The following is a 10,525-nucleotide window of genomic DNA, read 5'->3' as shown; positions in this document are numbered from 1 at the left end:
CGCTGCAACAATCCAAAGGCGCCGCACATCCGCTCGAAGACGCCCATGCCGAATGGCCGGCGCCCCAAACCGGCAACCAGCCCGACACGACGGCGACGGTCCCGCAACAGGCGCCATCGACGCCGGTGAATCCGCTCGGTGCCGACGCCGGCCAGGCGACCGCTGCGCAGGACGCAGCCGTTCCGCAGCCGGCATTCGGATCGCGCTGGCCGGATGCCTCGGAGATGCCGGCGCCTGCGGCGACGCCGCTCGGCGATGCGCGCCCGGCCCAGAGGGCGGCGCCGCGCGTGCCCGGCGCGACACCGCTCGCCGCCGCCGCGTCCGACTCTGCCGCTGAAACGTCGTCCGGATCGATCCGATCCTTGCTGATGGCCATGCTTGGTGCGCTGGCGCTGGCCGGCGTCATCGCAAGCATCATTTACCGGTTCAGCGCGCGCCACCGGGCGCGGCAGGAGGTTCGCGGCCGTCGGCAGGTGAACTGGGATGCCGCGGCCGGGAGCGAGGCGCCGCCGTGGACCGCGAAAGCAGAGAAGGATTCGTTGGCGGCCGACATCATGGCGATGACGCGGTCACCCAGGATGCCGGAGCCCAACATCCTTTCGCCCAAGCCCCTTTCGCCCAAGCCTCCTTCGTCCAAGCCTCTTTCGTCCATGCCGCTGTCGTCGAAGCCGCTTTCGCCCAAGATGCCGGAGCCGAAGGATCTGGAGTCGACGAGTCCGGCGACCAGGAAGCCAGAGCCCGGCGAACTGGAATCCAGTTCGCCGGCGCTCGGGGCGCTAGCGTCCAGGAATGCGAAGCCGAAGCTCGATCAACCAGTCGATGCCGAGACCGACCGGATCACGGAGTTGCTGGAGCAACTGATCAAGCAGGGCCCGAAGCTCGACCGCATGATTCCGGCACGCGCCGATCAGGGTCGGCCGGCCCCCTCAGGCGCCCGCGCCTGAGCTGCCGCGCCATGACAGGTTCTCGGGCGCACCATCGCGCCTTCAATCAATGCGCACGAGCCGTACCAGCATTGCAATGACGGTGCTCTCCGTCGAGGGCGGCGTCAGGTGCATTCCCAATGGTCGCGGACCCACCGCGCGACGCCGGGACAGCTCGGCGGGGGCGGCAGGCTCGATCGAAGCGACAGCAGCTCCGGCGACAACATGCTGGTCAGATGAGCGAATGTGTTGTCGTCGGACCGCAACGACAGGCTGAGCTCGACGTGAGACAGGGCGGGATCCGACGCTGTGGCCGCGATGAGGCGCGCATCCTTGATCGCGCTGACGGGTAATGTCACCCAGTCCCGTCCGTTGCCCAGCGGCGTAAACATCACGCGACTATCATCGTCGGGCACCGGCGCGATCACCCCCGAAATGCTCAGGGTTGCGGTCTTCTTTCCAAGGCGGGCGAACAGCGAATTCGCAGTATCGATCGTCGACCGCCGTCTGGGGGGGGCGGCTTTTGCCGCGCTTTTTCAATGTCGTGGTCGTAACCATAGGTTGCGATCAGAAAAGCCTAAACTAAGATCGGATCGGCGACAATTCGTTTTTTTGAGTCGGGATTTGACCTTTGGGGGTCCGGTCAGATGAACAGGTCCGTCCGGTTAGTGTTGTTCGTCTGTGCGATGTCGTTCGTCGCGGGCTGCGCGGTAGTCGATCATTTCGAACCTCGCGCGCTGCAATATAATATCGTGTCACCCTATCGCTTTTGCGGGGCGTCGGCGGTCACGGCAAAGGGTGCGGAACCCGTCATCACCAATTGGGACATCGAGATCAGATCCGTCGGGGCGATCTATCGCTATCTCGGTGGAATCGTGCGCGGTGAACTCAATGCACCGGTCGACTATGCGTATCAGTTGCCGCGCGATTTTGGCGGTCTTCCGTTCTTCCTGTTCAAGGTTCGCGAAGGATATGCGCCGGGCGCCGTCATGGCCGCGAGCCATGGCGCCGTCTACTCGCTTCTTCCGGACAATCCGGACGGACAGGACAAGTCGACACGGGTCGTCAGCATCCTGACGGATCTCTGGGCGCTCGACAGTTCCGCAAAGGCATTCCCGGCAACGAGCACCGTCTCCGTGACGACACAGCAGGGGGCCGCATGCTGATCTTGGACGTGCCGATCGCAAGCATGCAGGATATGGCGCCGAACGGCCAAGGCGTCGGTCTGGTAGCTGCGGCGTGCGGCCGGCAGTCGCCGAAAAGGCGGGTCGGGGTGATCGCGTGAAAATACCGGTGGAGGGAAGCGAAGATGAGTATCGCATCGTTGGCTGATGACGAGATCCTGCGTACCGATCGGCAAACTATCAATGTCAATATGAGGCCGGCGATCGAATCCGGTCTAAATCTCGAGATGTCCAGTCGCGGACTGGATCCGGATTTTGTGAATAAGCTGATTGGCGTCATCCAGTCGCCGGCCGCGCAGAGTCCGATCCGGAAGACGCCGTCATCGAACGCGCTCGATGGACTGGTGAGATACATCCCGACCGAATCCATCACATTATACGTCGCGGCCACGGCATCGATATCGAGCCTTACGGCGACATTCCCGTTCCTGACGCCCTATCGACTGTACTGGATCTTCGTTGCGCTCACGCCAATTCTGTTTCTCCTGATCTACGTTGGTAAACGGCGGAGCCAGAAGCTGCCGGCGCTGCCGCAGTCCGTGGCGAAGTGGCCATGGTGGAAGGTGATCGCCTCGACCCTCGCATTCATGGTGTGGGCCTTGGCGGTGCCTCCGCTCGTCGCGGGTGAGGCAGAAAAGGTTGTTTCCGCTTTTGGGGCCCTTCTTGTCTCGACGATGCTGAGTCTCGTGGGTGCGGTCGTCGAGCCGCCCGAAGCCTGACAAGAGTGGGTCTCGCGGGGATCAGGAGGGGACCATCGAGGCAGGTCAAAGCCTGCCTGGAGCTGCGGCCCTGAATGCGTGAGTGTGTCCTCAGCAGCCGCGCAATCCCAGCGCCTTGATCCGTGAGGCCAGCGTCGTCGGCCGCATCGCCAGAAGCTGCGCCGCGCCGCCACCGCCGGAAATCTTGCCGTTGCAGGCCTTGATCGCCGCGGCGATGTTGGCGCGCTCCTGCTGGCGCATCTCCTCGTCGGTCAGGATGGTGCCGAATTCGGGAGCTGGTTCGGGCACGGGAGGCGGCGCCGGGGAGCTGCCGTCCGGCAGGTCGATGCGTAGCCGTCCGTTCTGGGCGAGGATCGCGGCGCGCTCGATGACATTCTGCAATTCGCGTACATTGCCCGGCCAGTCGTAACGCGACAGTCTCCTCATATCGGCTTCCGACAGCCGCAGCCCGCTCCTCGGCGCCTTGCTGCCGCTGGAAAGGAAGTGCTGCGCCAGCAGCGGGATGTCCTCGCGGCGATGGCGCAGCGGCACCGAGACGACGGGGAAGACGTTGAGGCGGAAATAGAGATCCTCGCGGAAGCGGCCGCGCTGGTTCTCCTGCTTGAGATCGCGATTGGTGGCGGCGATGACGCGGACATCGACGGACCGGGTGCGTTCTTCGCCGACCCGCTCGAAGTGTCCTTCCTGCAGCACGCGCAGCAGCTTGCCCTGCAGCTCGAGCGGAATCTCGCCGACCTCGTCGAGGAACAAGGTGCCGCCGTCCGCCAGTTCGAAGCGGCCGATGCGGTCGCGCAGTGCTCCGGTAAAGGCGCCCTTGACGTGGCCGAAGAATTCGCTCTCGAACAATTCACGCGGGATCGCGGCGCAGTTGACCCGGATCAGCGGCCGGTCGGCGCGGCTGCTCGCATCGTGGATGGCGCGGGCGATCAGCTCCTTGCCGGTGCCGGATTCGCCGGTGATCAGCACCGATGCGTCGGTCGGCGCCACCAGTTCGACCTGGCGCAGCACGGCGCGGATCGCCTGCGAGCGCCCGATGATGCCGCGGGGATTGGTCTCGGTGCGGATTTCCTCCTGTAGATAGGCGTTTTCGAGCTCGAGGCGAGCGCGCAGCTGGTCGACTTCGGCGAGCGCGGCGTGCAGCCTTTCGTCGGCCTCGCGACGCTGGCTGACGTCGCGGAAAACGATGACGGCGCCGACCACGATGTTGCGGTCGCGGATCGGGGTTGACGTGTATTCCACCCACACCGGCGTGCCGTCCTTGCGCCAGAACACCTCGTCGTCGACCTTGTGCACGGCGCCGTCGCGGAAGGCCGCATAGATCGGGCAGGCCTCGTGGTCATAATGGCTGCCGTCGGGATGGGAGTGATGCACCATGGAATGGATGTCGCGCCCGACCATCTCCTCGGCCGACCAGCCGAGAATGCGTTCGGCCACCGGATTGACGAAAGTGGTCTTGCCCTCGGCATTGACGCCGTAAATGCCTTCGCCGGCGGCGCGCAGGATGAGCTGGTTCTCGCGCTCGATGTCGCGGAAGACGCGCTCGACCCGTTGCCAGGCGGCGATGCCGCCGCCCATGAAGTCGTCGGCGGCGGCATCCACGGCGCGGCGCCGGCGCTCGTCGAGATCGGCGATCGTCAGCAGCAGCCAGGGCGGGCCGCCATCCTGCGGAATCGCCGAGCCGGAATATTCGACGCGCAATTCCTTGCCGGCGGCATGGCGCGGGATCAGCGACGTGGTCCGGTAGGCGCCGCGCGCGAACACCGCCTCGGTGAAGACGATCAGCGCGGGCAGTTGTCCCGGGTGGAGGGCGCTGATCCGCATCTGCCGCAGCAAAGCGCGGTCGTAGCCGAGCAGGGTGCAGGCGGCCGGATTGACGTCGGCGATCAGGTCGGCGTGCGGATTGCAGAGCAGCAGCGGCTCGGCGGAAAATTCGAACAGGTTTTGCGCCTGACGGCCGAGCGCTCCCGACCTCGTGCTGGTCTCCATCAACCGGCCCCGATTTGTCTCGCGAAATCTCGTTAGTATTTAATGATAAATCGTAAAATACGAAAAATCGTCAGAAATGATCCGTCGCCTTCGTTGATAATACAAGCATTTTTAATGTGCATGCTTTGGTACGAGGCTTGCCTAAAGGATGGGCGAATACCTCCTTTGCGAAAGGGCCGCCTATGTCCAGCTTCGACAATCCGTTCGATCCCGACCGTCCGCTGAACCGCAAGGGCTGCTCCTGCGGCCGTCATGACAGCCAGAGCGAACATGAGCGGGTCGCGGCGGCCCCGGAGCAGAACTACAAGGAGGTGGTCGCGTCCACGGTGATGCGCGCGCTCTTCCCCCAGGACGCCGGCCGCCGCGCCTTCCTCAAGGCGATCGGCGCCTCGACGGCGCTGGCGGCGGTTTCGCAGTTCTTTCCGCTGGAGACCGCGACCGAGGTGTTCGCGCAAGGCGGCGGTGCGCCGGAGAAGAAGGACCTCAAGGTCGGCTTCATCCCGATCACCTGCGCGACGCCGATCATCATGGCCGCGCCCATGGGCTTCTACGCCAAGCAGGGCCTCAACGTGGAGGTGATCAAGACCGCCGGCTGGGCGGTGATCCGCGACAAGACGCTGAACAAGGAATACGACGCGGCCCACATGCTCTCGCCGATGCCGCTGGCGATCACCATGGGAGTGGGCTCGAACCCGCAGCCCTACACCATGCCGGCGGTGGAGAACATCAACGGCCAGGCGATCACACTGTCGGTCAAGCACAAGGACAGGCGCGACCCGAAGCAGTGGAAGGGCATGAAGTTCGCGATTCCCTTCGACTTTTCGATGCACAACTACCTGCTGCGCTATTATCTCGCCGAGCACGGCATCGACCCGGACACCGACGTGCAGATCCGCTCGGTACCGCCGCCGGAAATGGTCGCCAATCTTCGCGCCGACAATATCGACGGCTTCCTCGGTCCCGATCCGATGAACCAGCGCGCCGTCTATGACGGAGTCGGCTTCATTCACATCCTGACCAAGGATATCTGGCAGGGCCATCCTTGCTGCGCCTTCGCGGCCTCGGAGGAATTCGTCAGCACGATGCCGAACACCTATGCGGCGCTGCTCAAGGCGATCATCGACGCCACCGCATTCGCCCACAAGCCGGAGAACCGCAAGCAGATCGCCGAAGCCATCGCTCCGGCCAATTATCTCAACCAGCCGCAGATCGTGCTGGAGCAGATCCTGACAGGGACGTTCGCCGACGGTCTCGGCAACGTGGTGACCCAACCCGACCGCGTCGATTTCGATCCCTTCCCCTGGCAGTCCTTCGCGGTCTGGATCCTGACCCAGATGAAGCGGTGGGGCCAGATCAAGGGCGAGGTCGATTACGCCGCCATCGCCCGCCAGGTCTTTCTCGCCACCGACACCGCGAAACTGATGAGGGAGGTCGGCATGACGCCGCCGGACACCACCAGCAAGAGTTTCTCGGTGATGGGCAAGACCTTCGACCCGACGAAGCCCGACGGGTATCTCGCAAGCTTCAAGATCAGGAAGGCGACCTGACATGCTCAGCTCGCTGACCGTGCGGGCCGCGGTGCTGTCGGTCCTGATCTTCGCCGTCTTCATCGGCGCGTGGCATCTCTCCACGCGCGCGACGGCGCCGACCTCGGCGATGAGCCCGGAATATGCAAAGCTGATGGGCCTCACGGCGACCGCGGGCAAGTCGGCGATGCCGGGACCGCTCGATGTCGGCGCCAAATTGTGGGAGCATCTCAAGCGGCCGTTTTACGACAACGGCCCCAACGACAAGGGGCTGGGCATCCAGCTCGGCTATTCCATCGGGCGGGTGATGCTCGGCTATCTCCTCGCCGTGATCGTGGCGCTGCCGTTCGGATTCCTGATCGGCATGTCGCCGCTGCTCAGCCGGGCGTTCGATCCCTTCATTCAGATCATGAAGCCGATCTCGCCGCTCGCCTGGATGCCGCTGGCGCTCTACACCATCAAGGACTCCAGCATCTCGGCGATCTTCGTCATCTTCATCTGCGCGATCTGGCCGATGTTGATCAACACCGCCTTCGGCGTCGCCTCGGTGCGGCGCGAATGGATCAACGTCGCCCGCACCCTCGAGGTCAAGCCGCTGCGCCGTGCCTTGACCGTGGTGCTGCCGGCGGCGGCGCCGACCATCCTGACCGGCATGCGGATTTCGATCGGCATCGCCTGGCTGGTGATCGTCGCCGCCGAGATGCTCGTCGGCGGCACCGGCATCGGCTATTTCGTCTGGAACGAGTGGAACAACCTGTCGATCACCAACGTCATCATCGCCATCCTGCTGATCGGCGTCATCGGCATGGTGTTCGACCAGATCCTGGCCCGCGCCACGCGGCTCGTGACCTTTCCGGAGTGAGCGCAATGAAAGGCTTCATCTCCATCGAAGGCATCGCGCGGCGCTACCCGGTCAAGAATTCCGCCAAGGCCGGCGGCACCACGACGATCTTCGAAGACCTCTGGCTCACCATGCAGCGCGGCGAGTTCGGCTGCATCATCGGCCATTCCGGCTGCGGCAAGACGACGGTGCTCAACATCCTCGCCGGCCTCGAGGCGCCGGACGACGGGGCGGTCATCGTCGATGGTCGGGCGATCCAGGGTCCTAGTCTCGACCGTGCGGTGGTCTTCCAGAGCCATGCCCTGCTGCCCTGGCGCACGGTGCTCGGCAATGTCGGCTTCGCCGTATCGTCGAAGTGGCCGAAGTGGAGCGCGGCGCAGGTGCGCGTCCATGCCCAGAGCTTCATCGAACTCGTCGGGCTCGGCGGCTCCGAACACAAGCGGCCGTCGGAGCTCTCGGGCGGCATGAAACAGCGGGTCGGCATCGCGAGGGCGCTGTCGATCTCGCCGAAGATCCTCCTGATGGACGAGCCGTTCTCGGCGCTCGACGCATTGACCCGCGGCACGCTGCAGGACGAGGCGCGGCGGATCTGCCTCGAAACCGGCCAGACCGCCTTCATGATCACCCACGACGTCGACGAGGCGATCTATCTCGCCGACCGTATCTTCCTGATGACCAACGGGCCCGGCGCGGTGCTCGCCGAGATCGTCGACAATCCGCTGCCCAAGGACCGGGTGCGGGCCGACCTGCATCGCCATCCCCACTACTACGCGGTGCGCAACCACATCGTCGACTTCCTCGTCAGCCGCAGCCGGACCTTCGTGGAAACGACGACGGGACACGACCCGCGCCGCGTGCCGGTGGTCCGTCCGGGCCTCGGCGAGCCGACCGTTGTCGAACCGGTCATTGTTGCGAGCGGCCTGCGCAGCCCGCTCGCGAGTGAAGCCAGCCAGATCGGCGTTGGCTAAGCCCACCCGTCAAACAGGAGAAGAAATCATGACGCGTTCCGATCTCACCGAGAAGCTGCTCGACATCAAGCGCGACAACGAATGGACCTGGAAATACATCTGCGACAAGATCGGCGGCTATTCCGAGGTGCTGATCGTCGGCGCCATTCTCGGCCAGATGAAGCTGACCAAGCCCCAGGCCGCCAACGCCGCCGAACTGTTCGGTCTGTCGAAGTCCGAGACTGCCTTGCTCAACGAGACGCCGTCGCGCGGCACGCCGATGCCGCCGACCGATCCGCTGATCTACCGCTTCTATGAGCTGGTGATGGTCAACGGCCCGGCCTGGAAGGCGCTGATCGAGGAGGAGTTCGGTGACGGCATCATGTCGGCGATCGACTTCGACATGGTGATGGAGCGGCAGGCCAATCCCAGGGGCGACCGCGTCAAGATCACCATGTCCGGCAAGTTCCTGCCTTACAAATACTATGGCGCGAGCGGCAATGTGCCGGAATACGGCTTCAAGGAGAGCTGAGACCGGCGGCTTGCCGCCGTCGCTTCATCATGGCGCGCGGGCGGCGGCGACGTCGCCGCCCGGCGCCTTGGCGCGCGTCGTGGCATCGAGGAGCGGCGAGGGCCGAAAGAGGCCGTTCCGCAGGGTCAATCTCGCGAGCGAGATCGCCATCCGGGCAAGAGGCATTTGCACACCGTCCACGGGCCGCCGGGAGACAAAGCGCTCCGGTCTCCGGCTTATTGACGCGCTGACCTGCGGGAGGCGACTGCCACCGGTATTGTGGAAGGGCCGAGGAGACCGTCGTGCCAGATCCGCGGTATGTCCATCAGCATCGCGCCAAGTGGCGCATGCCGATCGACATACGATCTGGCGGCTCGAACGAAAGCCTCAGCATTCAGGACACCGATGAGGACGACATACATCAAGCACACGAGTTCCTGTTTGGGCATGGCGAGGCTCCTGTCACCATTCGCCGAAAGATTAGGACGACCGGAAGACAGGCGATTGATGTGCGTCAAGAATTGCCGATCAGGAAAACGTGAGCCGTGGGCGGCCACGACGGTCAAACATGCCATCCGGCGCCTCGCGCCGGGTAGGGCATTTCACCAACTGCGCCGGCTCACGCCGCATTGCTCGCCTGCGTCGCGGCGAAGCGGTCGCGGACGTGCCCGGCGATGAATTCGGCGTCGCGGCCGACGCCGACGAAGCGCCCCGACCCCCAGGTGTGGAGCCAGGGCAGGCCGACCACATAGACGCCGGGCGCCGCAGTGACGCCGCGGGTGTGGGTCGGATAGCCGCTGCCGTCGAAGATCGGCAGGTCGACCCACGACCAGTCCGACCGGAAGCCGGTGGTCCAGATGATGGTGCTGATGCCCGCGGCGGCGAGATCGATCCGGCTCGGGATCTCACCGGGCTGCCACACCGGCGCGTAGCGCGAGGGCGGCGGCGCCTCGATGGCGTTGCTGGCGATATAGTTGTCGATCAGCGCGCAGATGCCGTTATAGACCCTGTCGGCATTGTCGAGATTGGCGGCAAGGTCGTCGGCGAAGGCGATCGTCTCGCCGCTGATGTCGCGGAGCCGGCCATAGAGCTTCATGCCCTCGCCGGCGAAGCGGCGCAGGTCGATGTCGCGGCCGCCGTCGCGTCCGGTCAGGTAGTGATTGGCGTTCCCGCGCACCTTCTCCTTGAGCGGATGCTGGTCGACCGGCAGGTCGTACTGGCCGAGGTGATCGAGCCATTCGACGCTGTCGCGGCCGCGATAGAGGCGGGGGCAGCGCGGCGCGCCGCCGACGGCGAGATGAACCTTGCGTCCGGCGAGGTGCAGATCCTCGGCGATCTGGCAACCCGACTGGCCGCTGCCGACCACCAGCACCTCGCCCGCGGCCAGTGCCTGCGGGTTGCGATAGGTCGACGAATGGAGCTGGGCGATCCGCGACGGCAGGCGCCCGGCCATCGCCGGCACGTTGGCATGGTGATAGCCGCCCACCGCCAGCACCACCTGGTCGGCGCTCAAGGGGCCTGCGCTGGTCTCGACGAGGAAGCGGCCGCCGCTGCGGCTGAGGCGGGTGGCGGCGACGCCCTCGCGCACCGGCGCCTCGATGCGGCGGGCGTAAGCCTCGACATAGTCGACGATCTCGTCGCGCAGCATGAAGCCGTCCGGATCGTCGCCGGGATAGGAAAATCCCGGCAGCTTGCATTGCCAGTTCGGCGTCACCAGGCAGAAGGAATCCCAGCGCTGGGTCTTCCAGGCATGGGCGATGGTGTTCTTCTCCAGCACGACGTGGTCGATGCCGTGCTGGCGCAGTTCATGGCTCATGGCGAGCCCGGCCTGGCCGCCGCCGATGACGATGACGGGATAGTGGCTGGCGGAATGGTCCGGCATTTGGTG

General features: G+C 65.0%; 13 protein-coding genes (1 of these 13 only partly in view). 9 read left to right on the top strand and 4 right to left on the bottom strand.

Features of this window, described 5'->3' with window-relative positions; all coding sequences use genetic code 11:
- A protein-coding gene (locus DB459_RS26910) for a hypothetical protein (protein ID WP_253710396.1) crosses the window boundary here: on the top strand, positions 1 to 944 show its 3' portion. It extends 256 nt beyond the left edge of the window; only the last 944 of its 1,200 coding nucleotides appear in the window; its start codon lies off the left edge, out of view; the stop codon is at positions 942 to 944.
- 104 nt (positions 945 to 1,048) lie between these two features.
- On the opposite strand, the gene DB459_RS26905 is transcribed toward DB459_RS26910, so the two are convergent.
- On the bottom strand, positions 1,049 to 1,315 hold the full coding sequence (locus DB459_RS26905) for a hypothetical protein (RefSeq protein WP_253710394.1): 267 nt from the start codon (positions 1,313 to 1,315) through the stop codon (positions 1,049 to 1,051).
- A 255-nt stretch (positions 1,316 to 1,570) separates the two neighbouring features.
- On the opposite strand from DB459_RS26905, the gene DB459_RS26900 reads away from it, so the two are divergent.
- Genes DB459_RS26900 through DB459_RS26895 form a run of 3 tightly spaced genes read left to right on the top strand, consistent with a single transcriptional unit; the run spans position 1,571 to position 2,826 of the window.
- Entirely contained in the window at positions 1,571 to 2,089 is a 519-nt protein-coding gene (locus tag DB459_RS26900; RefSeq protein WP_253710392.1) for a hypothetical protein, read from the top strand.
- A complete protein-coding gene (locus tag DB459_RS27450) occupies positions 2,083 to 2,208 on the top strand; it encodes a hypothetical protein (protein WP_256519240.1) in 126 nt (41 codons plus the stop codon). The genes DB459_RS26900 and DB459_RS27450 overlap by 7 nt, the downstream gene beginning before the upstream one ends.
- Positions 2,209 to 2,232: 24 nt before the next feature.
- Positions 2,233 to 2,826, top strand: a complete 594-nt coding sequence (locus tag DB459_RS26895; RefSeq protein WP_253710390.1) for a hypothetical protein — start codon at positions 2,233 to 2,235, stop codon at positions 2,824 to 2,826.
- Positions 2,827 to 2,916: 90 nt separating this feature from the next.
- Here the strand turns inward: DB459_RS26895 and DB459_RS26890 are convergent, their stop codons facing one another.
- Entirely contained in the window at positions 2,917 to 4,812 is a 1,896-nt protein-coding gene (locus DB459_RS26890; RefSeq protein ID WP_253710388.1) for a sigma 54-interacting transcriptional regulator, read from the bottom strand.
- A 182-nt stretch (positions 4,813 to 4,994) separates the two neighbouring features.
- Here DB459_RS26890 and DB459_RS26885 point away from each other — a divergent pair, with 182 nt between their 5' ends.
- From DB459_RS26885 to cynS, 4 genes are read left to right on the top strand one after another with little or no spacing between them, the layout of a single operon-like run.
- Positions 4,995 to 6,359: a CmpA/NrtA family ABC transporter substrate-binding protein gene (locus DB459_RS26885; RefSeq protein ID WP_253710386.1), complete on the top strand. Its 1,365-nt coding sequence runs from the start codon at positions 4,995 to 4,997 to the stop codon at positions 6,357 to 6,359.
- Between the two features lies 1 nt (position 6,360).
- Positions 6,361 to 7,200, top strand: a complete 840-nt coding sequence (gene ntrB / locus DB459_RS26880; RefSeq protein ID WP_253710384.1) for a nitrate ABC transporter permease — start codon at positions 6,361 to 6,363, stop codon at positions 7,198 to 7,200.
- Between the two features lie 5 nt (positions 7,201 to 7,205).
- Positions 7,206 to 8,147, top strand: a complete 942-nt coding sequence (locus DB459_RS26875; RefSeq protein ID WP_253710382.1) for an ABC transporter ATP-binding protein — start codon at positions 7,206 to 7,208, stop codon at positions 8,145 to 8,147.
- A 28-nt stretch (positions 8,148 to 8,175) separates the two neighbouring features.
- Positions 8,176 to 8,658: a cyanase gene (gene cynS, locus DB459_RS26870; RefSeq protein ID WP_253710380.1), complete on the top strand. Its 483-nt coding sequence runs from the start codon at positions 8,176 to 8,178 to the stop codon at positions 8,656 to 8,658.
- A 27-nt stretch (positions 8,659 to 8,685) separates the two neighbouring features.
- Here the strand turns inward: cynS and DB459_RS26865 are convergent, their stop codons facing one another.
- On the bottom strand, positions 8,686 to 8,823 hold the full coding sequence (locus DB459_RS26865; RefSeq protein WP_253710378.1) for a hypothetical protein: 138 nt from the start codon (positions 8,821 to 8,823) through the stop codon (positions 8,686 to 8,688).
- A 116-nt stretch (positions 8,824 to 8,939) separates the two neighbouring features.
- Between DB459_RS26865 and DB459_RS26860 the strand changes: the two genes are divergently transcribed.
- Entirely contained in the window at positions 8,940 to 9,179 is a 240-nt protein-coding gene (locus tag DB459_RS26860) for a hypothetical protein (protein ID WP_253710376.1), read from the top strand.
- A gap of 77 nt (positions 9,180 to 9,256) precedes the next feature.
- On the opposite strand, the gene DB459_RS26855 is transcribed toward DB459_RS26860, so the two are convergent.
- Positions 9,257 to 10,519 (bottom strand): MSMEG_0569 family flavin-dependent oxidoreductase, encoded by a 1,263-nt coding sequence (locus DB459_RS26855; protein WP_253710373.1) that lies wholly within the window; start codon positions 10,517 to 10,519, stop codon positions 9,257 to 9,259.
- Positions 10,520 to 10,525: the final 6 nt, after the last annotated feature.

Source organism: Bradyrhizobium sp. WD16 (assembly GCF_024181725.1).
GTDB lineage: Bacteria > Pseudomonadota > Alphaproteobacteria > Rhizobiales > Xanthobacteraceae > Bradyrhizobium_A.
Note: the sequence above shows the minus strand (reverse complement) of the source record. Positions and strands in the feature narration are given on the sequence as shown.

Coding starts and splice junctions, on each gene's coding strand:
- DB459_RS26905 (WP_253710394.1), bottom strand. CDS start 1,315: ATGTTTACGCCGCTGGGCAACGGACGGGACTGGGTGACATTACCCGTC.
- DB459_RS26900 (WP_253710392.1), top strand. CDS start 1,571: ATGAACAGGTCCGTCCGGTTAGTGTTGTTCGTCTGTGCGATGTCGTTC.
- DB459_RS27450 (WP_256519240.1), top strand. CDS start 2,083: ATGCTGATCTTGGACGTGCCGATCGCAAGCATGCAGGATATGGCGCCG.
- DB459_RS26895 (WP_253710390.1), top strand. CDS start 2,233: ATGAGTATCGCATCGTTGGCTGATGACGAGATCCTGCGTACCGATCGG.
- DB459_RS26890 (WP_253710388.1), bottom strand. CDS start 4,812: ATGGAGACCAGCACGAGGTCGGGAGCGCTCGGCCGTCAGGCGCAAAAC.
- DB459_RS26885 (WP_253710386.1), top strand. CDS start 4,995: ATGTCCAGCTTCGACAATCCGTTCGATCCCGACCGTCCGCTGAACCGC.
- ntrB (WP_253710384.1), top strand. CDS start 6,361: ATGCTCAGCTCGCTGACCGTGCGGGCCGCGGTGCTGTCGGTCCTGATC.
- DB459_RS26875 (WP_253710382.1), top strand. CDS start 7,206: ATGAAAGGCTTCATCTCCATCGAAGGCATCGCGCGGCGCTACCCGGTC.
- cynS (WP_253710380.1), top strand. CDS start 8,176: ATGACGCGTTCCGATCTCACCGAGAAGCTGCTCGACATCAAGCGCGAC.
- DB459_RS26865 (WP_253710378.1), bottom strand. CDS start 8,823: ATGCCTCTTGCCCGGATGGCGATCTCGCTCGCGAGATTGACCCTGCGG.
- DB459_RS26855 (WP_253710373.1), bottom strand. CDS start 10,519: ATGCCGGACCATTCCGCCAGCCACTATCCCGTCATCGTCATCGGCGGC.